The sequence below is a fragment of the Streptomyces sp. CB02923 genome, from assembly GCF_001905005.1.
Classification (GTDB): domain Bacteria; phylum Actinomycetota; class Actinomycetes; order Streptomycetales; family Streptomycetaceae; genus Streptomyces.
The window spans coordinates 908,341-931,561 of the sequence record NZ_LWKZ01000012.1 but is presented as its reverse complement, the minus strand read 5'-3'; the positions used below and the strand labels follow the sequence as shown (position 1 = coordinate 931,561).

Annotated in this window: 22 protein-coding genes; 11 read left to right on the top strand and 11 right to left on the bottom strand. The window is 73.3% G+C overall.

Annotation, left to right across the window (positions count from 1 at the left end):
- The first annotated feature begins 74 nt into the window (after nucleotides 1-74).
- Complete coding sequence (locus A6A06_RS15750) at nucleotides 75-1,478, top strand: hypothetical protein (RefSeq protein ID WP_073761801.1); 1,404 nt, start codon at nucleotides 75-77, stop codon at nucleotides 1,476-1,478.
- 150 nt (nucleotides 1,479-1,628) lie between these two features.
- Entirely contained in the window at nucleotides 1,629-1,793 is a 165-nt protein-coding gene (locus A6A06_RS41710) for a hypothetical protein (protein ID WP_199930888.1), read from the top strand.
- 113 nt (nucleotides 1,794-1,906) lie between these two features.
- On the opposite strand, the gene A6A06_RS15745 is transcribed toward A6A06_RS41710, so the two are convergent.
- From A6A06_RS15745 to A6A06_RS15735, 3 genes are all read right to left on the bottom strand, one after another.
- Complete coding sequence (locus A6A06_RS15745) at nucleotides 1,907-2,860, bottom strand: 3-oxoacyl-ACP reductase (RefSeq protein ID WP_073761800.1); 954 nt, start codon at nucleotides 2,858-2,860, stop codon at nucleotides 1,907-1,909.
- 56 nt (nucleotides 2,861-2,916) lie between these two features.
- Nucleotides 2,917-4,002, bottom strand: a complete 1,086-nt coding sequence (locus A6A06_RS15740; protein ID WP_073761799.1) for a Zn-dependent alcohol dehydrogenase — start codon at nucleotides 4,000-4,002, stop codon at nucleotides 2,917-2,919.
- 64 nt (nucleotides 4,003-4,066) lie between these two features.
- On the bottom strand, nucleotides 4,067-4,933 hold the full coding sequence (locus A6A06_RS15735) for a MaoC/PaaZ C-terminal domain-containing protein (protein WP_073761798.1): 867 nt from the start codon (nucleotides 4,931-4,933) through the stop codon (nucleotides 4,067-4,069).
- Between the two features lie 366 nt (nucleotides 4,934-5,299).
- Between A6A06_RS15735 and A6A06_RS15730 the strand changes: the two genes are divergently transcribed.
- The 3 genes from A6A06_RS15730 to A6A06_RS15720 all read left to right on the top strand — a co-directional run bounded on the left by A6A06_RS15730 (nucleotide 5,300) and on the right by A6A06_RS15720 (nucleotide 8,852).
- Entirely contained in the window at nucleotides 5,300-6,598 is a 1,299-nt protein-coding gene (locus A6A06_RS15730) for a sensor histidine kinase (RefSeq protein ID WP_073761797.1), read from the top strand.
- 124 nt (nucleotides 6,599-6,722) lie between these two features.
- Nucleotides 6,723-8,120 carry a condensation domain-containing protein gene (locus A6A06_RS15725; protein WP_073761796.1) on the top strand — a complete coding sequence of 466 codons (1,398 nt, stop codon included), beginning with the start codon at nucleotides 6,723-6,725 and terminating at the stop codon, nucleotides 8,118-8,120.
- A 75-nt stretch (nucleotides 8,121-8,195) separates the two neighbouring features.
- The gene (locus tag A6A06_RS15720) at nucleotides 8,196-8,852 is read left to right on the top strand and encodes a response regulator transcription factor (protein WP_073761795.1); all 657 of its coding nucleotides are present in this window, start codon (nucleotides 8,196-8,198) and stop codon (nucleotides 8,850-8,852) included.
- Nucleotides 8,853-8,874: 22 nt separating this feature from the next.
- Here the strand turns inward: A6A06_RS15720 and gcvH are convergent, their stop codons facing one another.
- The 5 genes from gcvH to A6A06_RS15695 form a co-directional block, all read right to left on the bottom strand.
- Entirely contained in the window at nucleotides 8,875-9,267 is a 393-nt protein-coding gene (gene gcvH / locus A6A06_RS15715) for a glycine cleavage system protein GcvH (RefSeq protein WP_073761794.1), read from the bottom strand.
- A gap of 75 nt (nucleotides 9,268-9,342) precedes the next feature.
- Nucleotides 9,343-10,143, bottom strand: a complete 801-nt coding sequence (locus A6A06_RS15710) for an SDR family NAD(P)-dependent oxidoreductase (protein ID WP_073761793.1) — start codon at nucleotides 10,141-10,143, stop codon at nucleotides 9,343-9,345.
- The gene (locus tag A6A06_RS15705) at nucleotides 10,136-11,584 is read right to left on the bottom strand and encodes an MFS transporter (protein WP_073761792.1); all 1,449 of its coding nucleotides are present in this window, start codon (nucleotides 11,582-11,584) and stop codon (nucleotides 10,136-10,138) included. The genes A6A06_RS15710 and A6A06_RS15705 overlap by 8 nt, the downstream gene beginning before the upstream one ends.
- A gap of 77 nt (nucleotides 11,585-11,661) precedes the next feature.
- On the bottom strand, nucleotides 11,662-12,879 hold the full coding sequence (locus A6A06_RS15700) for a lipid-transfer protein (RefSeq protein ID WP_073761791.1): 1,218 nt from the start codon (nucleotides 12,877-12,879) through the stop codon (nucleotides 11,662-11,664).
- Nucleotides 12,880-12,919: 40 nt separating this feature from the next.
- Nucleotides 12,920-15,181 carry an acyl-CoA dehydrogenase gene (locus A6A06_RS15695; RefSeq protein WP_073761790.1) on the bottom strand — a complete coding sequence of 754 codons (2,262 nt, stop codon included), beginning with the start codon at nucleotides 15,179-15,181 and terminating at the stop codon, nucleotides 12,920-12,922.
- 472 nt (nucleotides 15,182-15,653) lie between these two features.
- Here A6A06_RS15695 and A6A06_RS15690 point away from each other — a divergent pair, with 472 nt between their 5' ends.
- From A6A06_RS15690 to A6A06_RS15670, 5 genes are all read left to right on the top strand, one after another.
- Complete coding sequence (locus A6A06_RS15690; protein ID WP_073761789.1) at nucleotides 15,654-16,304, top strand: class I SAM-dependent methyltransferase; 651 nt, start codon at nucleotides 15,654-15,656, stop codon at nucleotides 16,302-16,304.
- A 21-nt stretch (nucleotides 16,305-16,325) separates the two neighbouring features.
- A complete protein-coding gene (locus A6A06_RS15685; RefSeq protein WP_073761788.1) occupies nucleotides 16,326-17,321 on the top strand; it encodes an N-acetylmuramoyl-L-alanine amidase in 996 nt (331 codons plus the stop codon).
- Nucleotides 17,322-17,497: 176 nt separating this feature from the next.
- Nucleotides 17,498-18,397, top strand: coding sequence for a DUF5336 domain-containing protein (locus tag A6A06_RS15680; RefSeq protein WP_073761787.1), 900 nt, complete (start codon nucleotides 17,498-17,500; stop codon nucleotides 18,395-18,397).
- 183 nt (nucleotides 18,398-18,580) lie between these two features.
- Nucleotides 18,581-19,591, top strand: coding sequence for an LLM class F420-dependent oxidoreductase (locus A6A06_RS15675; protein ID WP_073761786.1), 1,011 nt, complete (start codon nucleotides 18,581-18,583; stop codon nucleotides 19,589-19,591).
- 135 nt (nucleotides 19,592-19,726) lie between these two features.
- Nucleotides 19,727-20,038 carry a helix-turn-helix domain-containing protein gene (locus A6A06_RS15670; RefSeq protein WP_073761785.1) on the top strand — a complete coding sequence of 104 codons (312 nt, stop codon included), beginning with the start codon at nucleotides 19,727-19,729 and terminating at the stop codon, nucleotides 20,036-20,038.
- Nucleotides 20,039-20,096: 58 nt separating this feature from the next.
- Here the strand turns inward: A6A06_RS15670 and A6A06_RS15665 are convergent, their stop codons facing one another.
- Nucleotides 20,097-20,900, bottom strand: a complete 804-nt coding sequence (locus tag A6A06_RS15665) for a maleylpyruvate isomerase N-terminal domain-containing protein (RefSeq protein ID WP_073761784.1) — start codon at nucleotides 20,898-20,900, stop codon at nucleotides 20,097-20,099.
- Between the two features lie 112 nt (nucleotides 20,901-21,012).
- Here A6A06_RS15665 and A6A06_RS15660 point away from each other — a divergent pair, with 112 nt between their 5' ends.
- Nucleotides 21,013-21,318 carry a hypothetical protein gene (locus A6A06_RS15660; protein WP_073762186.1) on the top strand — a complete coding sequence of 102 codons (306 nt, stop codon included), beginning with the start codon at nucleotides 21,013-21,015 and terminating at the stop codon, nucleotides 21,316-21,318.
- Nucleotides 21,319-21,343: 25 nt separating this feature from the next.
- On the opposite strand, the gene A6A06_RS15655 is transcribed toward A6A06_RS15660, so the two are convergent.
- Both A6A06_RS15655 and A6A06_RS15650 read right to left on the bottom strand, forming a co-directional pair.
- Nucleotides 21,344-22,414, bottom strand: a complete 1,071-nt coding sequence (locus A6A06_RS15655) for a prenyltransferase (RefSeq protein ID WP_073761783.1) — start codon at nucleotides 22,412-22,414, stop codon at nucleotides 21,344-21,346.
- The gene (locus A6A06_RS15650; protein WP_073761782.1) at nucleotides 22,411-23,217 is read right to left on the bottom strand and encodes a class I SAM-dependent methyltransferase; all 807 of its coding nucleotides are present in this window, start codon (nucleotides 23,215-23,217) and stop codon (nucleotides 22,411-22,413) included. The genes A6A06_RS15655 and A6A06_RS15650 overlap by 4 nt, the downstream gene beginning before the upstream one ends.
- Nucleotides 23,218-23,221: the final 4 nt, after the last annotated feature.

The following is a 23,221-nucleotide window of genomic DNA, read 5'->3' as shown; positions in this document are numbered from 1 at the left end:
AGTACCGCAACCTTCACTGATCGTTTGGAGAGGGATAACTAGCTTCGAGCGCACTGACTGGAGGTGAGCACTCGATGACGGTCTGTGTCACCGAGGACGCCGCGACGCCGGACACCCGGCAGCACCGCGCGGCGCTGACGATCGCCGCCGACGGCTCCTACGCCGCCCGGCTCGCGCGGCACGAGAGCACCGGGAGCTGGTTCCCCGAGCGCTGGACGCTCGCGGGGCCCGAGCCGTACGCGGTCCCCCTGCCCGGCCACCAGCCCGAGGAGGCGGGCACCCAGCTGGTGCCGCTCACGGACGGCCGGGTCCTGATCCGGCGCCGGGCCGCGGACCGCTTCACGCTCGGCCTGCTGTACCCGACCGGCCCCGGCACCGGCGAACTGCCGCTCGGCGCCGTCGAAGCGGCGGAGCTGACGCTGCTGCCCGCCGCGCCCTGCGGCTCGCGCGCGTACGCGCTCGCGCCGGACGGGCACTCCACCGTGCTGTGGCTGGTCCACGACGGCCGGCAGTCGCCCGACCCCGGGCGGGCGCGCTCCGTGCCCGTCTGCGTCGCCGAGATCGAGGGCCACTGCACGGGCGGTGTCTGGCTGGACCGCACGGGCCGGCTGCTCGCCCTCGACCAGGAGCTGGACGGGCGCACCAAGACGGTGGTCGTCGATCTGGAGCGCGGCGGCGAGGTCAGCCCGCTGCTCCAGATCACCGAGGAGAGCAACGACCGGCTGCTGCTGGCCGACCCGGACAGCGGTCTGCTGGTGCTGCGGTCGGACGCGGCGGGGCAGGACCTGCTGGGGTGGGGCGTGCTCGGCAGTGCGCTGCCGGTGCGCTTCCCGGAGTGCCTGCGGCTGCCGGATGCCGCGCTCCGGCCGTTCGCCGTGCAGTCGGGCCAGGCGCTGGCGCCGGAGAGCAGCGCGGTGGCGTTCCGTATCGACGCGGCCGCCGGTACCTGGCTGGGCATCTGGCGTCCCGCGGAACGGCGGCTGCGGCAGCTGCCCCCGCCGCGCGGCTGGCTGGCGGGCACCGGGCTGTGGACGCCGAGCGGTGAACTGCGGCTGCCGTACGAGACGCCGACGGTGCCGTGCGGGGTGGCCCGGCTGCCGGCCCAGGCGATGGGGTCGGCGCGGGGCGAGGCCGACATGCCCGGCGGCAACTCCCGTGCGGACGCTCCCGGCACGGCTCTCTCCGTACCGGCCGGGTCCGCCCGCGCCCTGGACATTCCCTCCCGATCCGCCACAGCCGTCGACTTCCGTCCCGTAGGCCCCCGATGGGTACGAGTCCCCTCAACTCCCCTTTCCGGTGCCCCGTCCCCTTCCCCGTTCCTGGACGCGCGGACGCAGCCACCGCCACCGCCCGCCTCCACATCATTTACACAAGCGGAACCCGTGACCCAGGAACCGTACGGCGCGCTCGCGCATCCCTCTCCGTGCAGGCCGGTGCCGCTGCAACAGGCGCCGCTGGCGGCCCGGGAGGCCCGGTAGAGCAAGATCTTCTGCTTCGTTAGAATCGGGCGGGGGCTGCGCGGCCGGTCGACCGGCCACCGACGGCAGGTGCCGCGGCACGTCCCAGCTGCCGCTGGGAGAGGTCCCGACGCGTACAGCTGCAAGCGATCTGACGGAGTGACTCCTCGCATGTCCGAAGCCCGAACCGATACGACCCAGGCGCGCCCGCAGGACGCCGACCGGGCCGCCGAGGCGGCAGGCGCCGGCAGACACCGTGGCCCGGCCGCCTCGGAGAACGCCGACGCGTCCCCGAACGGACGGCACCGCCGGAACAAGCAGACACAGGACGCCTGAGACTCCGGAGGCCCGCCCCCGGTCCGCGCGCCGCACGACGGCCGTGGCTCCCGCACCGCCCCTCAGGGGTACGGGGGCCACGGCCGTCGCCGTGCGCGCCGGGCGCCCGGCGTTCAGCGCCGCTTGAGGCCGAGCACCTCCGCCGCCGCGAACGTCTCCTCCGGCGGGCGCTCCGCGTAGTACGGCGTCAGCGCGCCGTCCAGCTCCGCGTACGTGAAGGCGTCCTTCGCGGTGTCGAACTGCGCCGCCACCCTGGGCCGTTCGACCACCGCGACCATGCCGCCGTGCACCACGAGCAGCTGGCCGTTGATCCGCGCCGCGGCGGGCGAGGACAGGTAGCCGACCAGGGGCGCGACGTGTTCGGGGGCCAGCGCGTCGAGTGCCCCGTCGCCCGGCACCTCGAACCCGGCGAAGACGTCCTCGGTCATCCGGGTACGGGCGCGCGGGCAGATGGCGTTGGCGGTGACCCCGTACTTGGCCAGCGCGAGCGCCGAGGAGGTAGTCAGGCCGACGATGCCGCCCTTGGCCGCCGCGTAGTTGGGCTGGCCCGCCGAGCCGGCGAGGAACGCCTCGGAGGAGGTGTTGACGATCCGCCCGTACACGGCGGCGCCCGCGGCCTTGGACCGCTCGCGCCAGTGGGCCGCGGCGAAGTGCGTGGTGTTGAAGTGGCCCTTGAGGTGGACGCGGATCACCGAGTCCCACTCGTCCTCCGTCATGGAGAACACCATCCGGTCGCGCAGGATGCCCGCGTTGTTGACCAGGATGTCCAGCTTCCCCCAGCGCTCGACGGCCTGCCCGACCAGGCCGCGGGCCGTCGCGTGGTCGGCGACGTCACCGACGTGCGCGACGGCGTCGCCGCCCGCCGCGCGGATCTCGGCGGCGGTCTCCTCGGCCGGGGCCGCCGAGGCCGCGCCGGAGCCGTCCCGGCCGGGCTGCCCGTAGTCGTTGACGACGACGGCCGCGCCGAGCCGGGCGAGTTCCAGCGCCTCCGCCCGGCCCAGGCCGCGGCCCGCCCCGGTGACGATCGCGGCCAGTCCGTCGAGCGGCCGTTCGGTGGGAGCACTCACGTTCTCGGCTTCCTCTCGTTCGTCGGGGCCGGGCCGTCCGCCGGAGCGGGCCCGTCTCACATCTCGATGCAGGTACGGAGCGCCGTACCGGTACGCATCTGCTCCAGCGCCTCGTTGATCTCGGCGAGCCGGACCCGGTGGGTGATCAGCCCTTCCAGGTCGATACGGCCCGCCCGCCACAGGGCGATGGCCCGCTCGTAGGAGCGCAGCGCGTCCTGGCCCCCGTACAGCGACGGCAGGATGCGCTTCTCGTCGAAGAACAGCTCGAACATGCTGACCTGGAAGTGGTCGTCCATCGCCCCGGCGCCGACCACGCAGAGCGTGCCGCCGCGCCGCGTCGTCTCGTAGGCGGTGCGGGCGGTGGCGGACCGGCCGACGACCTCGAAGACGTAGTCGAAGCCCTCGCCGCCGGTGATCCGCTGCCGGGCGTCGCCCAGCTCCTCCGGGGACACCGCCTCGGTGGCGCCGAAGCGCAGCGCCGCCTCGCGGCGCGAGGCCACCGGGTCCACCGCGACGATCTGCGCGGCCCCGCAGACCCGCGCGCCCTGCACGGCCGCGATGCCGACCCCGCCGCAGCCGATGACCGCGACCGACGCGCCGGGCGCCACCTGCGCGGTGTTCATCGCGGCGCCCAGCCCCGTCGTCACCCCGCACCCGATCAGCGCCGCGATCTCGTACGGCACGTCGTCCGGTATCGGTACGGCGCAGTTGGCGGCGACCACCACCTCTTCGGCGAAGGTGCCGGTGCCCGCGAAGCCGAAGACGTCGGACGGCTCGGCGCCGGGGCGGCGGAAGTTGGGGGTGCCCGCGCTCATGAACCCGGCCAGGCACAGGTGGCTCTGGCCGCGCTTGCAGGACGGACACGTGCCGCAGGCGGGCAGCCAGCACATCAGCACCCGGTCCCCCGCCGCGAGGCCCTGGACGCCGTCGCCCACCTCCATGATCTCGCCCGCGCCCTCGTGCCCGGGGACGAAGGGCGCGGGCTGCGGCAGCACCCCGCTCATCGCGGACAGGTCGGAGTGGCACAGGCCGGTCGCCCGGACGCGGATGCGCACCTTCCCCGGACCGAATCCCACGGCCTCGACGCCGTCGAGGACTTCCAGCTTCTCCTGCCCTGTCTGGTGCTGTATCGCTGCGCGCACGGTGCGCTCCCTTCGCGGGCGGCCGGGGGCCGGGTCGGGTTGTCGCCAGGCGGGGACTGCGGTCTCACCCGCCTGACGGGCTGATGTCGACGACGGTGTCCGCCAGGACCGGCGCGTCCTCCCGGTCGGCCGCCGTGACCGACACCCGGACCCGCTCCGGCTCCTGCCACATGCGCAGGCGCAGCGTCTCGCCGGGGTAGACCACCCCCGCGAACCGGGTCGTGTACGCGGCGACGCGCGCCACGTCGCCGCCCAGCACCTCGTCCACCACCGCCTTCAGCGTGATGCCGTAGGTGCACAGCCCGTGCAGGATCGGCCGGTCGAAGCCCGCCAGCTTGGCGAACTCGGGGTCGGCGTGCAGGGGGTTCCAGTCGCCGGACAGGCGGTAGAGCAGCGCCTGGTCCTCCCGCAGGTGCCGCTCGACGGTGCGGTCCGGCGCGCGCTCGGGCAGGTCGAGCCTGCTGGACGGCCCGCGTTCCCCGCCGAAGCCGCCCTCCCCCTTGACGAAGATCTGCGTGTCGCACGTCCACAGCGGCCCGTCGTCGTCGGCCGTCTCGGAGCGCAGGACGATGACCGCGGCCTTCCCCTTGTCGTACACGGCGGGGACGGTGGACGTCTGGACGGCCCGTCCCCGTACGGGAAGGGGCCGGTGCACGGTCACGGTCTGGCCGCCGTGCAGGACGGCGGCGAGGTCCACGTCGATGCCGGGGGCGGACAGGCCGCCGGCCAGTGCCATGCCGCCGCCCGCCACTGTGGCGAAGCTGGGCAGCACGTGCAGGGTGCTCTCCAGGGTGTAGCGCAGCTCTCCGGGGTCGGTGGCGGGCACGCCCGCGCCGATGCCGAGGTGGTAGAGCAGGACGTCCTTGGGCTCCCAGGCGAGGTCGGTGGTCCGCGGCTCGGCGGAGGTGGCCTTGGCGGCGTCGATGGGCATGGGGCTGCTGCTCCTTCACCACGGTGGGAAGACCCCGGCCCGGCCGTCCGCACCGTCGGCCGTGCCGGGGTCGTCTGCGGTCGGCCGTCCGCGCCGGCGTCCGGGCGGTGCGGGGCCGGCAACCGGCCCGGCCTCCCGTTCTAGAACGCGTTCTATCCGACGGTTTTCATGTATAGCCGATCCGGCGGAAGCCCGGAACCCCCTGACGGCCCGTCAGGTGAACGCGGCACACCCACCCGCCCGCCTCCGTGACATTTGTCCGCCCGGACCCCGTACATTCGCCTCTGCCGGTGCCGTCCACGGCGTCGGTAGCGTCGCGGGCAGAGCGTGTACAGCGGCGCGGAACAGGAAAGAGGCAGGACGAACGTGCGCAAGGACCGGCCGGCCGGACAGAGCGGCAAGGAAGCGCGGGGCGGGCCCGGCCGACGGCGCACCCGCAGACCGGCCGCACCGGGCTGGTCCGGCCTGCTCGAACGGAATGACGGGCCGTATCAGGGCGACGAGCCCGAGGCCCCCGGCGGACACGGCCCCGCCAAGGGCAGGGGACCGCGCGGCTACACCTTCCTGCCCTGGCTGCTGATGGGCATCGGCGCCCTGTCCAACATCGTCAGCGGCAAGTCCCAGAACACCTGGCTGGCGGGCTTCGGCCTGCTCGCCTTCAACTCCCTCTACATCTTCGTCGTCTTCGCGGCCTTCAACCCCCGCTACCGCGACTCCCGCATCCCGGTGTACGGGCTCGCCGCCCTGACGGCGGTCACGTACACCATCTCGATCACCTTCGGCCACTCCTGGCTGCTGTTCTTCCCCCTGCTCTCGCTGGCCTCCGGAGCGGTCCGCAAGGTCCACGGCAAACCCCACTTCGCCCTGCTGATGATCCTCAGCAGCTCGGCGGGCACCATCGCCGGCTGGCGCTCAGGCGACCACTGGCTGTCCGCCGCCATCGGCTACGGCACCTTCATCTCCGGCATGGTCGCCGCCACCGTCCTGAACCTCTTCGACACCATCAAACAGCTCGACGCGACCCGCCAGGAGCTGGCCCGCACCGCCGTGGAGAAGGAGCGCCTGCGCTTCTCCCGCGACCTGCACGACCTGCTCGGCCACACCCTCTCGCTGATCGTGGTCAAGGCCGAGGCGGTACGGCGGCTGGCGCCGCGCGACCTCGACGCGGCACTGGCCCAGACCGCCGACATCGAGGCCGTCGGCCGCCAGGCGCTCACCGAGATCCGCGAAGCGGTCACCGGCTACCGCGAGGGCAGCCTGGGCACCGAACTGGACCGCGCCCGCTCCGCCCTCCAGGCCGCCGGCATCGAGCCCGTCGTACACCACGCGGGACCGCCGCTGCCCCCGCAGGTCAGCGTGCTGCTCGGCTGGGTGGTGCGCGAAGGCGTCACCAACACCGTCCGGCACAGCGGCGCGACCCGCTGCGAGATCGAGATCCGGACGGACACCGCCAACGACCGCGCCCGTCTCACCATCACCGACGACGGCCGGGGCCCCACCCCGCCCGCCGCTCCTCCCACGACCGGTGGCACCGGCCTCAAGGGCCTCACCGAGCGCCTGGCCACCGCCGGCGGGACGCTCGACACGGGGCCGGCCGGGCGGCACGGGTTCCGGCTGGTGGCGGAGCTGCCGGTGGACGGGGAGGAGGCAGCCCTGGAGCACTGAGCCGTTCCGTCCCCGCACGGCACCGTCCCTCCGCACAACTTCACCCTCAGGGGATAACTCGCGCCCCGCGCGGGACAACCTCTAGCTGTGTTCCGAGGGCCTACGAACGGAGAAACCTGTGCGTATGACCGACATCCAGCGCTGCGAGATCCGGCCCGGACATCTCGTGGAATGGACGTTGCATCCGACGGTCGTCGAGACCGCGATGACCCTGCCCGACGATGCGCGCCCGCCCGCGTACATCCAGGAGTCCCACGTGCGCACGGCACGGTCGGTACGCCAGGACGGCCTGTTCGTGCCGACATGGCTCGGCACGGCCTTCGACATACAGGGAAAGGCCGATCTCGACGTCCTCCAAGAGGCACTGCGGACCTGGACACTCCGGCACGAGACGCTGCGCAGCGGATTCCGCTGGGCCGGTGACGAGATGCAGCGCTTCACGCTCGACGCCGACGACGTCGTGCTGCACCGTACGGAGGTCGGCGCGTTCCCCGACGCGGCGGCGCTGACCCAGCACCTGCAGGATCGATTCGACGCCGGAGCGGACGCGCTCAGCTGGCCCAACTTCGTCTTCACCGCGGTCGTCCGGGACGACAGCACCAGCGTCTACATGGCCTTCGACCACAGCAACGTCGACGCCTACTCCATCCAGCGCATCACCGCCGAGATCCACGAGCTCTACGCGGCCGGCCTCGAAAGACGCACCGTGGACACCGCGCCCGTCGCCAGCTACGTCGACTTCTGCGCGGCCGAACGCACCGACGCCGACCAGGTCGACGACACACACGAGATCGTCTCCCGCTGGCGCAAGTTCATCGCCCAGTGCGACGGAAAGCTGCCGAACTTCCCCGTGGACCTCGGGCTCGACCCCGAAGGGCCGCTGCCCACCCAGAAGTTCATGCACGAGATGCTGGTGGACGACGCCACGGCGGCCGCCTTCGAGGCGTACTGCCGCCCGTACGGCGGGAGCTTCATCGGCGTCCTCGCGGCCACCGGCCTCATCGTCCGCGACATCGGCGGCCAACAGGTGTACCGCACCGTCGTGCCCTTCCACACCCGGGCGAGATCCCAGTGGTCGGACAGCGTGGGCTGGTACGTGGGCGGCGCGCCGATCGAGGTTCCCGTAGGACAGGCCACGGACTTCGACAGCGCCCTGCGGATGGTCCGTACCGCACTCCGGGAGAACCGCTCCCTGTCCCGCATCCCCCTCGCCCGCGTCCTCCGCCTCCTCGGCTCGGACTTCCGCCCCACCTCCCCGGACCTGTACTCGATCGTCTCGTTCGTCGACGCACGCGGCATCCCGGGCTCCGAACAGTGGCAGCACCTCAAGGCGTACGGCCTGATCCGGGTGTCGTACGGCGACCAGGTCTGCGCATGGCTCACCAGACTCCACGAGGGCCTGCAGTTCGCCGGCCGCTACCCGGACACCGGCATCGCCTACGACAACATGCGGCTGTACGTCGAACGGCTGCGGGAACGCATCGTCTCGGTGGCACAGGAGGGGGCCGCGGTGCCTTCCTGAACCGTCCGTACGGCCGCGACGGGGCTCTCGCGTGCGCTCTCCGGTGCGCGCAAGAGCGGGATTTATCCTGGTCCCATGAGCCACGATGCAGCGTCCGGCCCCGCGGAGCCGGAATCCTCGGCAGGGTGTGTGCGAGTTCTCCTCGCCGAGGATCAGGGAATGATGCGGGGCGCGCTCGCGCTGCTGCTCAATCTGGAGGACGACCTGGAGGTCGTCGCGCAGGTATCGGCCGGGGACGAGATCGTGCGGGCGGCGCTGGAGGCGCGGCCGGACATCGCGTTGCTGGACATCGAGCTGCCGGGCCGCAGCGGGCTGGACGCCGCGGCGGAGCTGCGGGAGGCGCTGCCGTCCTGCAAGGTGCTGATCGTGACGACGTTCGGGCGGCCCGGGTACCTGCGGCGGGCGATGGAGGCGGGGGCCTCCGGGTTCCTGGTCAAGGACGGGCCGGTGGAGAATCTGGCGGCGGCGATCCGGCGGGTGCTGGCCGGGGAGCAGGTCATCGATCCGGGGCTGGCCGCCGCCGCGCTCAGCGCGGGGCCCAATCCGCTGACCCAGCGTGAGCGCGACGTGCTGACCGCCGCCGTGGACGGGGCGACCGTCGCCGACATCGCCGGGAAGCTGCACCTTTCGCAGGCGACGGTACGCAACTACCTCTCCGGGGCCATCGGCAAGACCGGCACCCGCAACCGCATGGAGGCGGTCCGCACCGCCCGCCAGAACGGCTGGCTGTAGGGCGAGCGGGGGGGGGCGAGGTCTAGGCCCGCTCCTCCTGGAGGTAGCTCTCGTAGCCCTTCGCGTTCAGCAGGGCGTCGAGTTCGGCGGGCCGGGACAGGCGGAGGACGATCAGCCAGCCCGCGCCGTACGGCTCGTCGTTGATCTGCTCGGGGGCGTCGTTGACGGTCTCGTTGACCACGAGGACCGTGCCGGTCAGCGGTACGTAGACCTCGGTGACGGCCTTGACCGACTCCAGCGAGCCGAACGCGTCGCCCGCCTCGAACCGCTCGCCCTGCTTGGGCAGTTCGGCATAGACGATGTCGCCCAGCTGCCGCTGCGCGTGGTCGGTGATGCCGACGGTGACCTGATCGCCTCTGACCCGGACCCATTCGTGGTCCTTGGTGTACGAAAGATCCGCGGGGATGTTCGCCATGCCGCGGACGCTGCCACCGCGCCCCGGCGGAGGGAAGGCTTCCGGCGGGGTCGCGCGAACCCCCGGCCGCCCCGGTCACGTCCGCAGATGGGACGCCCCGTTGAGGTCCAGTACCGCGCCCGAGCTCCACTGGGCCTCCGGGGAGGACAGCCACCGTACGGCCGCCGCGATCTCCTCCGGTGCCGCGACCCGGCCGAACGGGCTCTGGGCGCGGATCGCCGTGCCTTCGGCGCCGGTCAGGCGGTGGGACACCCGGTCCGTGTCGATGAAGCCGGGGGCGACGGAGGCCACCGCGATGCCGTGCGGGGCGAGGGCGACGGCGAGGGACTGGCCGAGTGCGTGCACGGCGGCCTTGGTGGCGCCGTAGGCGGGGTGGTCGGGCTCGCCGCGGAAGGCGCCGCGGGAGCCGATGTTGACGATCCGGCCGCCGGTGCCCTGCGCGATCATCGCCTGGGCCGCGCCGTGGCTGAGGTGCGCGGTGCCCAGCAGGTTGACCGCGACGTGCTGCTGCCAGGCGGCGGTCCACGCGTCGTACGGGGTGGTGGCGGGCGGGTGCGGGGTGTTGACGGCGGCGTTGTTCACCAGGACGTCGATGCCGCCGAGGGCCTCGACGGCCGCGCCGACGAGGGCGGCGGCACCGGCCGGGTCGGCCAGGTCGGCGCCGAGCAGGACGTGGCCGCTGCCGGGCAGGGCCGCGAGGGTCTCCTCGGCGTCCGCGCGCCGCGATCCGTAGTGCACCGCGACCCGGTCGCCGTTCTCGGCGAAGGCGTGGGCGACGGCCCGGCCGAGGCCGCGCGAGGCGCCGCTGACCAGGACGCGGCGGCCGGTGGCGGGAAAGGGGACGGCTGCGGGGTCGGTGGGTGCGGTGTCAGTCATGGTGGGCGTCCTCGGGGCGGCGCGGCAGGGCCAGGACCATCAGTAGCACGCTCGCCAGCAGGATGACCGTGCCGACCTGGAAGGCGAGGGCGTACCCGTCGGCCATCGCGGCCGGGCTGCCGTGGCCCGCCACGATGCGGGTGGTGGCCACCGTGGACAGGATCGACAGGCCGAGCGCGCCGCCCATCTGCCGCGAGGTGTTGATCAGGCCGGAGACCAGCCCTTGGTCGGAGGGGGCGGCGCCGGAGGTGGCGATGGAGGCGACCGGTGTGGCGGTCAGGCCCGCGCCGAAGGCCATCAGGACGCCGGGGCCGAGGAGCGTGCCGAGGTACGTGCCGTCGGCGGTCATCTGCCCCTGCCAGACCATGCCCGCCGCGGAGATCAGCGCACCGGCGACGGCGAGGGTCTTGGCGCCCATCCGGTTCATCAGCCGGGGCGCGATCTTGGAGCCCAGCACGATGCTCAGCGAGTGCGGGATGAAGGAGAGGCCGGCTTCGAGGGGCGTGTAGTCGAGGACGTTCTGCACGTAGAGGGAGAGGAAGTACCACATGGAGAACATCGCGGCGCCGGCCAGCACCATGGCGCTGTTCGCCGCGTACACCGAGCGCAGCCGGAAGAGCGTGAGCGGCATCAGCGGCGCCTTCGTACGGGCCTCGACGGCCACGAAGGCGACCAGCACCAGCAGGCCCGCCGCCAGCGGCAGCAGCGCGCTCGCCGAGGCCCAGCCGTCCGACTCGGTCTGCACGATGCCGTACGCCACCAGTGCGAGGCCGCCCGTCACCAGGAGGGCGCCCGGAATGTCGAGCCGCCGCCCCTCGCCGCGCCGGCTCTCGGTGAGCCCGAGCAGCGCGCCGGCCAGTACCAGCGCGCCGATGGGCACGTTGATCAGCAGCACCCAGCGCCAGGACAGGTATTCGGTGAGGACGCCGCCGACCAGGCCGCCGGCGGCGCCGCCGCCCGCGCCGACCGCGGTCCAGGTGGCGATGGCGCGGGTCCGGGCCGGGCCCGCGGGGAACGCGGTGGTGAGGATGGTGAGGGTGGCCGGGGAGAGCACGGCCGCGCCGACGCCCTGGACCGTGCGGGCCGCGATCAGCTGCCAGGACTCCTGCGCCAGGCCGCCCGCCAGGCTGGCGACGGTGAAGAGGGTGAGCCCCACGACGAATATGCGTTTGCGCCCGAAGAGGTCCGCCACCCGGCCGCCGAGCAGCATGAAACCGGCGAAGGTGATCACGTACGCGTTGACCACCCACTGCAGGCCCAGCTCGCTGAGTCCGAGGCCGGTGCGCATGCTCGGCAGCGCGACGTTGACGACCGAGACGTCGAGGACGACGAGAAACTGTCCGGCGCAGACCAGCAGCGTCACGATCCAGGCGGGCGGCGGTGTGCGGCGGGCGTTTTCGGGCAGCGTGGCGGGAGCGGCTGTCGGGGGCATGGTCTCCATAGTTGCACCCGGCACACGTTCTTGGTATCGGATTATCGGCCCGGACGCCGCCCGGCACAGGTCCTAGGCCGCAAGGCTTACGACGCCCCGCACGGCCTCCGGAGCAGCGTCACGACCGCGGCGCCGCCCAGCCCGATGTTGTGCGCCAGCCCGACGCGCGCGCCCGGTACCTGCCGTGCGCCCGCTGCCCCACGCAGCTGCCACACCAGCTCGGCGGCCTGTGCCAGGCCGGTCGCGCCGAGCGGGTGGCCCTTGGAGATCAGACCGCCGGACGGATTGACCACCCACCGCCCGCCGTGGGTGGTGGCCCCGTCCTCGGCCAGCTTCCCGGACTCGCCCTCCGCGCACATGCCCAGCGCCTCGTACGTCAGGAGTTCGTTGACCGAGAAGCAGTCGTGCAGCTCGATCACGTCCACGTCCTCGATGCCGAGGCCGCTCGCCTCGTACGCCTGCCGGGCCGCCGCCCGGGACATCGGCCGGCCGACGACGTCGATGCAGGACCCGGACGCGAAGCTGTCCTCCGTGTCCGTGGTCATGGCCTGCGCGGCGATCTCCACCGCCCGGTCCGCCAGCCCGTGTTCGCGGACGAACCGTTCGGAGGCGACGACGGCGGCGGCCGAGCCGTCGGAGGTCGGCGAGCACTGGAGCTTGGTCAGCGGCCGGTGGACGGTGCGGGCCGCGAGGATCTCCTCGACCGTGTAGACGTCCTGGAACTGGGCGTTCGGGTTGTCCGCCGAGTGCCGGTGGTTCTTGGCGCCGACCGCGGCGAGCTGCCGCTCGGTGGTGCCGTACCGGTCCATGTGTTCCCGTGCGGCGTTCCCGAAGATCTGGGCGGTGGGCGGTGTCGTATCGAAGCCGTGCGCGGCGGCCATCACGCCGTAGTGGCGGGCCACGGGTGACGCCGCGAAGTCGCCGCTGTCCGCGCCGCCGCCGAGCGCTCCGCGTTGCATCTTCTCGAAGCCGAGGGCCAGTACGCAGTCGTTGAGGCCGGAGGCCACGAACTGCCGGGCCATCATCAGCGCGGTGGCGCCGGTCGCGCAGTTGTTGTTGACGTTGTAGACGGGGATGCCGGTCAGGCCCAGCTCGTAGACGGCGCGCTGCCCGGCCGTGGAGGCCTGGTAGCAGTAGCCGGCCGGTACCTGCTCGATGTCGCCGTACGGGATTCCGGCGTCGGCGAGCGCCTTGCCGCCGGCCTCCTTCGCCATGTCCCAGTACTGCCGGTCCCGCGTCCCGGGCTTCTCGAACTTCGTCATACCCACACCGACGATGTAGGCCTTGCCGACCGTGTCTGCCATCTGCCCTCCTGGGGCCGCTCGGAGTCGGATCGTGCGGGGCTCAGATGACCGGGCGCGGCTCGGGGTCTCTCGGCAGGCCGAGCAGCCGTTCCGCGACGACGTTCAGCTGGACCTGTGTGGTGCCGCCCGCGATCGTCAGGCAGCGGGACATCAGGAAGCCGTGCAGGGCGCGTTCCGCGTCGCCCTCCCCCGTCGCGCCCTCCGGGCCGAGGAGTTCGAGGGCCAGCTCGGCGACCTTCTGCTGGTGCTGCGTCTGCACCAGCTTGCGGATGCTGGCCCCGGCGCCCGGTTCCCGGCCCGCCACCTGCTTCAGGGTGGTGCGCAACCCGATGCACGCCAGCGCGTGCGCCTCGGCGGCGAGCGCGCCCACCCGCTCGCGTACCGCGCCGTCCAGCCCGGCGGACCGCTCGATCAGCGCTTCCAGGCCGGTGCCGAAGGTCACCTGGTCGGCCATGTGGACGCGTTCGTTGCCGAGGGTGTGCCGGGCCACCCTCCAGCCGTCGTCCACCTCGCCCACCACCGCGTCCGCCGGGAGCAGGACGTCGTCGAAGTACACCTCGCTGAAGAGCGCGTCGCCGGTGATCTCCCGCAGGGGCCGCACCTCGATACCGGCTGCCGACATGTCGACAAGGAAGAAGGTCAGGCCCTGGTGCTTGGGCGCCTCCGGGTCCGTACGGGCGAGCAGGATACCGTGCCCCGCCCACTGGGCCCCCGAGGTCCACACCTTCTGGCCGTTGACCCGCCAGCCGCCGTCCACCCGCTCGGCCCGGGTCCGCAGCGCGGCCAGGTCGGACCCGGCCTCCGGCTCGGAGAACAGCTGGCACCACAGCTGGTCGCCGCGGAGCGTCGGCAGCAGGTGGCGCTCCTTCTGCTCCGGGGTCCCGTAGGTGATCAGGGAGGGCACCACCCAGGTGGCGATGCCCAGGCCGCTGATCCGGACGCCCGCGTCGCGCAGTTCCTGCTGGACGGCCAGCTGCTGCACGGGGCCGGCGCCCAGGCCGTACGGGGCGGGCAGGTGCGGCGCCGCGTACCCGGTGGGCGCGAGCTCGCGGCGTACGGCTCCGGGGTCCAGGCCGCGCACCTTCGCGATCACCTCGCGGGCCTCCTCGCGGTACCGGGACGCCTCCCGCGACCGTTCCACGGGGAGGTCCATGCGCAGCTCGCGGCGGGTGCCCCCGGCGCCGTACCCGGCCGCCCGCAGCCGGTGCCCGGTGCCGCTGCCCAGCAGTTGGCGGGCAACCGTCGCCCGCCGCAGGTACAGATGTGCGTCGTGCTCCCAGGTGAAGCCGATGCCGCCGAGGATCTGAATGCAGTCCTTGGCGCAGGTGAAGGCGGCGTCCAGAGCGGTGGCTGCGGCCAGCGCGGCGACCATGCCGCGGATCGCCGGGGCCTCGTCCGCCGCGCGCGCCGCGTCCCATGCCAGGGCGCGGGCCTGCTCGACGCGTACGAGCATGTCCGCGCAGAGGTGTTTGACGGCCTGGAACTGACCGATCGGCCGCCCGAACTGCTCACGTACGGCGGCGTGCGCGGCGGCGGTGTGCAGCGCCCAGTCCGCCGTGCCGCATGCCTCTGCGGCGAACAGCGCCGCGGCCAGGTCCCGTACGAGGGCGGAGTCGATGTCCAGCACCCGTGCGGACGGGACGGTGACGTTCTCGGCCGTCACGCGCGCGGCCGGCCGCGTCGGGTCGGCGGCGGACGGCACCCGTACGGAGAGCGTTCCGGCATCGACGGCGAGCCAGACGGTACGGGCCGGCTCCGGCGCTGCTCCCGCCTCCGCCGAATCCGGCACCTGCGACACCTCTGCCGCCTCCGCCGCCTCCGCCGCCTCCGCCGCCAGGACGATCAGGTCGGCGTCGCCGCCGCCGAGGACGGGCGGCGCGGTGCCGTCCAGCACGTATCCGTCCGCCGTCCCGGCCGCGCGGAGCGTGCCCGCGCCGAGCGCGACGGCTCCGATGCGCTCCCCTGCGGCCAGGGCGCGCACCAGGTCCGGGGCGCCGCCGCGCAGCAGCAGTTCGGAGGCGAGCACGCTGGGCAGGTACGGGCCGGGCAGTGCGGCGCGGCCGGTCTCCTCCAACACCACGGCGAGATCGAGCAGTTCGCCGCCGCCACCGCCGCACTCCTCCGGCAGGTGCGGTCCGAGCAGGCCCATCGCGGCGAGTCCGTCCCAGTACGCGGGGCGGCCGCGGCGGCCGGGCCCGGCGTCGAGCAGCTTGCGCAGCTCCTCCGGAGGCACGGCACGGGCCGCCCATCCTCGTACCGCTTCGGCCAGCTCCCCTTGCTCCGGTGTGATTCCGATGCCCATGCCGGGCAGACTAGAACACGTTTCAAACTGACGGTAGGTCAGATGAGGCACGCGCTCCAGGCCGGACGGGCGGGGCGACGGGACGGGCGGGCGGGAAGGGCGGGACGCGTCCGGACGGACGGGACGACGGGACGGACGGGCGGGACGGTCGGGACACGTCCGGCGAGGAGGCGCCACGTACCCGGCCCCGGAGACCGTACGGAATCCGGCGGGCCCGGAGGCCGTGTCGTACGGAATGCAGCGGGGCGGTCCGGATTCCGCGCGGGGCGTGCGGCCGCATAGCCCTCATGGCCCTCATGGTCCGCATAGCCCTCATACCCCGCACAGCCCTCATCCGGAATACGCGGCTCATTCCCCGCCGCCCCGCCGCCGGACGCCCGCCCGCCCTTCCCGCGAATTACGGGCACGTACGATCCGTCGTTATGAGTCACCGCCGTACACCCGGTGACCGCACGACAGAGGAGGAATCCCCATGGCCGCCGCGAACACCCCCAAGCCGGAGATACTCGCCGCATTCGAGGCCGCAAAGGGTTTCATGCCGCTCGACGAAGGGCTGGCCCTTTACGGGGCCGCCGGGGAAGCGGCGGAGCTGGGGCTGCCGCTCGTCGAGGTCGGCACCTATTGCGGCCGGTCCACGATTCTCCTCGCCGACGCCGCGCGCGCCGCGGGCGTGACGGCCGTCACCGTCGACCACCACCGCGGCAGCGAGGAGCAGCAGCCCGGCTGGGAGTACCACGACCCGTCCGTGGTCGACCCCGCCGTCGGCCTGATGGACACCCTGCCGGCCTTCCGCCGCACGCTGCACGCGGCCGGGCTGGAGGACCACGTCGTCGCCCTGGTGGGCCGTTCCCCGCAGGTCGCCGCGCTCTGGAACACACCCGTCGGCCTGGTCTTCATCGACGGCGGCCACACCGACGAGCACGCCACCGCCGACTACGAGGGCTGGGCGCCGCACGTCGCACCCGGCGGGCTGCTCGTCATCCACGACGTCTTCGCCGACCCCGCGGACGGCGGCCAGGCCCCGTACCGCGTCTACCGCCGCGCCCTGGAATCCGGCGCCTTCACCGAAATGTCGGTACACGGATCGCTGCACGTGCTGCGTCGTACCGGTGAAGGGCACTGACCTCACCACTACGATCGCGATGTGACGAACGGCAGTACATTCCCCCCGCACCGCCGCTTCGGCGGCACCCTCGTCGTCGTCCTGGCCGCGCTGCTGGCCGCCTGCGCGGCGGGCTGGCTGATCTGGCGGTCCGCGAGCGGGCCCGGCGGCGACAAGCCGTCCAAGGCCCTGCCCGCGGCGAGCCCGGCGTCCCCCGGCGGCCAGCCCGGCACTGACGGCGCCCCCGGCGGGAGCGGCGCCCACGACAAGGACGGCGCGGGCAGAACGGACGGCGGGAACGCCGGGAAGAACGGGGACCACGACGGCAAGGGCGACGAGGCCGGGCCCGGCGGCCGCGCCGGCACCCGCCTCAAGGGCCGGACCGTCCTCCTCGACCCCGGCCACAACCCCGGCAACCGCGACCACACCCGCGAGATCGCACGCCAGGTGGACGTCGGCAACGCGCACAAGGAGTGCGACACCACCGGCACCTCCACCAACGACGGCTACGCCGAGGCGTCCTTCACCCTGGACGTGGCGCGGCGCGCCCGTACCCTCCTCCAGGCCGAGGGCGCCGAGGTCGTCTTCACCCAGGACGGCGACCGCCCGTACGGCCCGTGCGTGGACGAGCGGGCCCGCGCCGGGAACGAGGCGAAGGCCGACGCCGCGGTGTCCGTACACGCCGACGGAGCGGGCGACGGCAACCGCGGTTTCCACGTGATCCTGCCCGGACGCGTCACCGCGGGCGCGGCGGACACGTCCGCCATCGTCGGCCCGTCGCGGCAGCTCGGCGAACACCTGGCGGGCCGGTTCGTGGCGGCCACCGGGAGCGCCCCGTCCAATTACCTCGGCGGCGGCACCGGGTTGGTCGTACGGTCCGACCTCGGCGGCCTCAACCTCTCCGCCATTCCCAAGGTGTTCCTGGAGTGCGGCAATATGCGGGACCCGAAGGACGCCGCGCAATTGACCGATCCGCAATGGCGGGAAAAGGCCGCCCGCGGCATCGCCGAGGGCATTACGGGCTTCCTGACCCGGTAGCGGCCCGTGCCGATACCGGCTCGACACCTGACCGATACCGACAAGACGGCCCACAGGATCCGGCGGTAGGTTCCCCCTTACGATGGGGGGCCACCCCATGCCTCGCCACGCGCCCACCAGCGCAGACGGCAGCGACAGCGAAGACCAGAACACCGGAACCGACAAAGGACCCTTACGTGAACATCCGCTCCCTCACTAGAGGCGACGGCGTGGTGATCGGAGCAGCGGTGTTGCTGTTCATCGCCTCGTTTCTCGACATCAGTTCGTACGACGGATCGGACTGCACCGGCAGCTTCTGCCCGAAGGTCACGTCCGCGAACGCCTGGGACTCGCTGTCCCTGCTGATGGGCATGTTCCTGGCCGGCGTGATCGCGGCCGCCCTGATCGTCGTGGCGCGCGCCCTGCCGCAGCCGCTGAAGGTCGCCGGCCTCGACCTCGGGCAGTTCGGCGTCGCGTGGACCGTGTTCGTCGCCTGGTTCGCCTTCTGGACGACCGTCAACAGCGGCGGCGCGGGCGCCGGCCTGATCCTCGGCCTGATCGCCGCGCTCGTGCTGGCGGGCGCGGCCGTGGCCACACCGCTGGTACCGGCCCTGAAGGCCGGTCTCGTCCCGGCCCCGCGGCCGCAGGCCCCGTCCCCGTACGGCGCGGCACCGGGCCAGGGGTACGGCTACCCCGGCGCCCACCAGCAGCAGCCGGGCCACGGCGGGTACGGCTACCCGGGCGCCCAGCAGCCCGGCCAGGGCCAGCCCCAGCCGGGGCAGGGGCAGCCGGGGCAGGGCCAGCCGGGGCAGGGCGGCCAGCCCGGTCAGCCCGGCCCGCAGTCGTACGGCGGCCAGCAGCCCTCGCCCGCCGCCGCGCAGCAGCCGGCGCCCGCCACGGACTTCGCACCGTTCTGGTTCGCGGTGCCGGTGGCGCGTCCGCTGTACGGCGAGGACGGCGCGCCGACGCCGATCGCCGAACTGGCGCCGGGTACCTGGTACCTGGCCGTGGACCAGCGCGGCCAGGCGCTCATCGCGCAGACGCAGGACGGGCGCCGCGGCGTCCTCCAGGACACGACCGGCATCCAGCGCGGCTGACACCGGCCGCCACCCACGCCGTACGGCCCCTCGCCCGCTCCGGGCGAGGGGCCGTCGCCGTACCCGCCCTTCCCTTCCCCCACCACCCCCCATACAGTGCACCGACCGCACCTGACTGACCGTCAGTACGCCGTCCGGCACCGGCAGGGCGGCAACGGAGGGCGGCACGGGAGGGGCACCACCATGCGACTCGGCCTGGCACTCGGCTACTGGGGCCGCGGCCCCGACCCCCGGCACGTCGAACTCGCCCAGGAGGCCGAACGGCTGGGCTACGACTCGGTGTGGACCGCGGAAGCCTGGGGCTCCGACGCCTTCACCACCCTCACCTGGATCGCCGCCCACACCACCCGGATAAAACTGGGCACCGCCATCGCCCAGATGGCCGCCCGCACCCCCACCGCCACCGCGATGCAGGCGCTGACCCTGGACCACCTCTCCGGCGGCCGGATGCTGCTCGGGCTCGGCCTGTCCGGGCCGCAGGTGGTGGAGGGCTGGTACGGCCGCCCGTTCCCCGCGAGCCCGCTCACCGCCACCCGCGAGTACGTGGACATCGTGCGCCAGGTGCTGCGCCGGGAAGCCCCCGTGACCCTCGACGGCCGCTTCCACCCGCTCCCCTACCGCGGCCCCGACGGCACCGGCCTCGGCAAGCCCCTCAAGCCCATCACCCACCCCCGCCGCTCCGGCCTCCCCGTCCTCCTCGGCGCCGAGGGCCCCAGGAACATCGCGCAGACCGCCCGCATCGCCGACGGCTGGCTCCCGCTGTACTGGTCCCCGTACCGCACCGACGTGTACGAGGCATCCCTCGCCGACGCCCCCGAAGGCTTCCTCGTCGCGCCGATGGCCCACGCCCGGGTCTGCGACGACGTGGCCGAGGGCCTGCTCCCCGTCAAGGCCATGCTCGCCTTCTACATCGGCGGCATGGGCCACGCGGCCCGCAACTTCCACGCGGACCTGATGGCCCGCATGGGCCACGAGGAGGAGGCCCGCCGCATCCAGGACCTCTTCCTCCAGGGCCGCAGAGACGAAGCCGTCCACGCCGTCCCCGACACCTTCGCCGACGCCATCTCCCTCATCGGCCCCCGCCCCCGCCTGGCCGACCGCCTCACCACCTGGCGCCAGGGCCCGGTGACCGACCTCCTCGTCACGGCCCCGGACGTGCAAACCCTCCGGGTTCTGGCGGAACTGAACAGCTGACCCACCAGCAGCCCCACCCCACACGGGTGAACCACACACCCTCCACCACCCACGCGCCTCCTTGCCCACCTAGCCTCGCGCCATGGAAGCTCCGTACGCGCTGGAGATCGAACCTGAGGTCAGCGGAGCTCACGGATGAAACGCGGATACCACACGCAGTGGCAAGTACCGGACGAGCACCGGGCGGACCCCGCCTACGTGGAGGCGGGGGCGGCGATTGCGCTTGGGCAGGCGGTGTTCGACTTTCGCGGCGTGCTCGGGATGACGGTGGGTGAGCTGGCCCGCCGGGCCGGGCTCGGTGAGGAGGAGGTCGAGCGGATCGAGGGGGGCGGGACGGTGCCGACGCTGCCGTTGCTGCGCCGGCTGGCGGGTGCCCTCGATGCTCAGCTCGACCTTTCCATCGACTCGGACGAGGTGTCGCTGTCCTTCGTCCCGCACGCCGCCTGACGCGGAGCGGCCCGGCCCCGCTGTCCCGGCGTGCCGTCCCGGCCGGTGGCCCGTTCCCTCAGAACGTGGCCGCCGCCAGCCACTCCTCCAGGAACGGGCGGTCGCCGGTGATTTCCACGCCCGGGGTGTCGGCCGGGAGGCGGCGGTAGTAGACGCGGAGGAGGTCGGCGGCGGGGGCCTGGACGGTGACGGTGGCCGGGGCGTCGGAGGTGTGGTGGTAGGTGGGGGTGGGGCCGGTGTAGTCGAGGAGCCAGTCGGCGGGGGTGCCGGGCGGGGTGTCGGTGGCGTGCAGGCGCAGGGTGCGGCCGGTGCCGAGGAAGCGGTTGAGGCCGTGGTCGGGCTTCAGGGTGGTGATCAGGCAGATCAGCTGCGTCCACTCCTCGATGGTGTCGGCGGCCACCGCGGGGTCGAGGGGGAAGGCGGCGCCCGTCGCGGCGACCGCGTCGGCCCGGTGGACGATCGCCTCGTGGGTCATCCGCCGGGGCCAGAAACCGGAGCGCTGTCCCGGTGCCCAGGCCCAGACCGGCGCGTCGGGGCCCGCCTCGCGCATCGCGTCGACGGCCAGCCGGGCGCCCTCGGCCAGCCAGGCGTCCAGCGCCGCCGGGTCGTCGGCCGGCGGGCCCTCGCGCTCCGGGACCGCGTCGAACGGCACCATCTCGGTGGCCCGGGTCCGTACGGTCTCGCCCGCCCAGCGGTACGCGCCGCCGACGTGCCGTACGAGGTCTTCGAGGGTCCATTCCGGGCAGGTCGGTACGGGTGCCGTCAGGTCGGCGCCGCGCACGGTCTGCCGGAACCGGTCGGCCTCGGCGAGGACTTCGGCGCAGTAGCGGTCGTGGTCGAGTATTCCGGTCATGGTCGTCATGGGTCGCACAGTAATGGGGCGGTGCGGGCGGCCGGCTTCCGGGGTTCGTGGTGAACAGGGCGGCGTCGAGGGGAAGTTGTTTATGGCGGGCTTACGCGGCTACCCGGGCGTCATGTCCAGGAGACACCGGTACGGAAACGGAAGCACCCACGCGGCCACGGCCGTCACCGTCATCGCGGACGTCACGGCCGTGATCCTCGGCCTGTGGATCGTGATGTATCTGCTCGACGCGAACCGCGCCAACGACCTGGTGCACTTCGTCCAGGGCGCGGCGCGGTGGCTGGCGGGCTGGTCCTACAACCTGTTCACCTTCGACACGGTCTGGCTGCGGACGCTGCTGAACTACGGGCTGCCGGCGCTCGTGTACCTGCTCGCCGGGCACGCGCTGGCCGCCCGTATCCGGCGGATCGAGCACTGAGCGGCCCCCGGCAGCCCCCGTACCGTCAGCGGCAGCAGTCCGGGTCCAGCCCCGTCGGCAGGCGCTCGCCCCCGAAGACGGCGGTGGTCGCCTCGTCCCCGCCCAGCGCGGCCACGGCAAGCAGCATCGAACCGGCCGTCCAGGAGGTCTGTTCCTCGGGCCAGACCGCGTCGTCGTCGAAGACGTACCCGGTCCAGTACATGCCGCTGTCGGCGCGCAGGTGCTGGACCCATTTGAGGATCTGCACGGCGCGGTCGGACTCGCCCATCGCCCAGAGCGCCAGGGCCAGCTCGGCGCTCTCGCCGCCGGTGACCCACGGGTTGGGCAGCACGCAGCGCACGCCGAGGCCGGGGACCACGAAGTCCTCCCAGGCGGACTCGACGCGGTCCTTGGCGGCGGTGCCGCGCACGGCGCCGCCGAGGACCGGGTAGTACCAGTCCATGGAGTAGCGGGCCTTGTCCAGGAAGCGTTCCGGGTGGTGCTGGATGGCGTGGCCGAGCCGGCCGAGGGCCAGTTCCCAGTCGGGCTGGGGTTCCTCGCGCTGGTCGGCGAGGGCGAGGGCGCAGCGCAGCGCCTGGTAGACGGACGAGGAGCCGGTCAGCAGCGCGTCGGTGACGGGGGTGCCGTCGTCCTCGCGCTTCCAGCCGATCTCGCCGCCGGGCTGCTGGAGTTCCAGGACGAATTCCATGGCCGCGTAGACGGCGGGCCACATGCGGTCCACGAAGGTGTCGTCGCCGGTGGACAGGTAGTGGTGCCAGACTCCGACGGCGATGTAGGCGCAGAAGTTGGTCTCGCGGCCGCGGTCGGTGGGGGCGGCGGCGTCCCCGTCGGCGTAGGCCGCGTACCAGGAGCCGTCCGGGTTCTGGTGCCGTACGAGCCAGGCGTACGCGGCTTCGGCGCGCTCGTGCTCGCCGGCCGCGTCCAGGGCCATGGCGGCCTCGGTGTGGTCCCACGGGTCGAGGTGGTGGCCGCGGAACCAGGGGATCGCGCCGTCCTCGCGCTGGGTCGCCACGATGCCGGCGACCGTACGGGCCGCTTGTTCGGCGGTCAGTACTCCGGGCAGGACCAGGTGTTCCGTACGTCCCGGTGTCGTCACTTGGCAGCCCCGGCGGCGGCCGTGCCGGTGGTGGCTGCGGTGCCGGTGGCGGAGCCGGTGGCGGCGGAGCCGGCCGTGGCCTGCCCCGGCAGGTGCGGCTTGGTGGCGTAGGCGACGAAGCTCTTGCCGATGACCGGGTTGAGCAGCTGCTCGGCCATCCGCGTGGCCAGCGGCTTCTTCATGATGTCCCAGACCAGCAGCTTGTGGTACGCCTTGACCGGCAGCGCCTGGTCGTTGTCGACGCCAAAGGCGCACTTGAGCCACCAGTAGGGGCTGTGCAGCCCGTGCGCGTGGTGGGTGCCGTACGGCTTCAGGCCCGCCTCACGCATCCTGCCGAGCAGTTCGTCGGCCTTGTAGATGCGGATGTGGCCGCCCTCGACCTCGTGGTACGCGTCGCTGAGCGCCCAGCAGACCTTCTCCGGGCCGTAGCGCGGCACGGTCACCGCGATCCGCCCGCCGGGCCGCAGCACCCGCACCATCTCGGCGAGCACCCCCTTGTCGTCGGGGATGTGCTCCATGACCTCGGAGATGATGACGACGTCGAAGCTCTCGTCGGGGAACGGCAGGGCCAGCGCGTCGCCCTCCATGGCGGTGGCGGTGGCGCCCGCGGGGGCCTCCCCGGCCTCCTTCATCGCGGCGAACCACTTGGCGACCTCGCGGATCTCCTCGGCGTTCTGGTCGAGGGCCACGACCTGCGCGCCGCGCCGGTAGCACTCGAAGGCGTGCCGGCCCGCGCCGCAGCCCAGGTCCAGGACGCGGTCGCCCTGCGCCAGCGGGAATCGGGAAAAGTCGACGGTCAGCAAGGGC

What these genes read in the sequence shown, in the direction of transcription:
- A6A06_RS15750 (WP_073761801.1), top strand. Translation starts at nt 75, where the DNA reads ATGACGGTCTGTGTCACCGAGGACGCCGCGACGCCGGACACCCGGCAG.
- A6A06_RS41710 (WP_199930888.1), top strand. Translation starts at nt 1,629, where the DNA reads ATGTCCGAAGCCCGAACCGATACGACCCAGGCGCGCCCGCAGGACGCC.
- A6A06_RS15735 (WP_073761798.1), bottom strand. Translation starts at nt 4,933, where the DNA reads ATGCCCATCGACGCCGCCAAGGCCACCTCCGCCGAGCCGCGGACCACC.
- A6A06_RS15725 (WP_073761796.1), top strand. Translation starts at nt 6,723, where the DNA reads ATGACCGACATCCAGCGCTGCGAGATCCGGCCCGGACATCTCGTGGAA.
- A6A06_RS15720 (WP_073761795.1), top strand. Translation starts at nt 8,196, where the DNA reads ATGAGCCACGATGCAGCGTCCGGCCCCGCGGAGCCGGAATCCTCGGCA.
- gcvH (WP_073761794.1), bottom strand. Translation starts at nt 9,267, where the DNA reads ATGGCGAACATCCCCGCGGATCTTTCGTACACCAAGGACCACGAATGG.
- A6A06_RS15710 (WP_073761793.1), bottom strand. Translation starts at nt 10,143, where the DNA reads ATGACTGACACCGCACCCACCGACCCCGCAGCCGTCCCCTTTCCCGCC.
- A6A06_RS15705 (WP_073761792.1), bottom strand. Translation starts at nt 11,584, where the DNA reads ATGGAGACCATGCCCCCGACAGCCGCTCCCGCCACGCTGCCCGAAAAC.
- A6A06_RS15700 (WP_073761791.1), bottom strand. Translation starts at nt 12,879, where the DNA reads ATGGCAGACACGGTCGGCAAGGCCTACATCGTCGGTGTGGGTATGACG.
- A6A06_RS15695 (WP_073761790.1), bottom strand. Translation starts at nt 15,181, where the DNA reads ATGGGCATCGGAATCACACCGGAGCAAGGGGAGCTGGCCGAAGCGGTA.
- A6A06_RS15690 (WP_073761789.1), top strand. Translation starts at nt 15,654, where the DNA reads ATGGCCGCCGCGAACACCCCCAAGCCGGAGATACTCGCCGCATTCGAG.
- A6A06_RS15675 (WP_073761786.1), top strand. Translation starts at nt 18,581, where the DNA reads ATGCGACTCGGCCTGGCACTCGGCTACTGGGGCCGCGGCCCCGACCCC.
- A6A06_RS15670 (WP_073761785.1), top strand. Translation starts at nt 19,727, where the DNA reads ATGAAACGCGGATACCACACGCAGTGGCAAGTACCGGACGAGCACCGG.
- A6A06_RS15665 (WP_073761784.1), bottom strand. Translation starts at nt 20,900, where the DNA reads ATGACGACCATGACCGGAATACTCGACCACGACCGCTACTGCGCCGAA.
- A6A06_RS15660 (WP_073762186.1), top strand. Translation starts at nt 21,013, where the DNA reads ATGTCCAGGAGACACCGGTACGGAAACGGAAGCACCCACGCGGCCACG.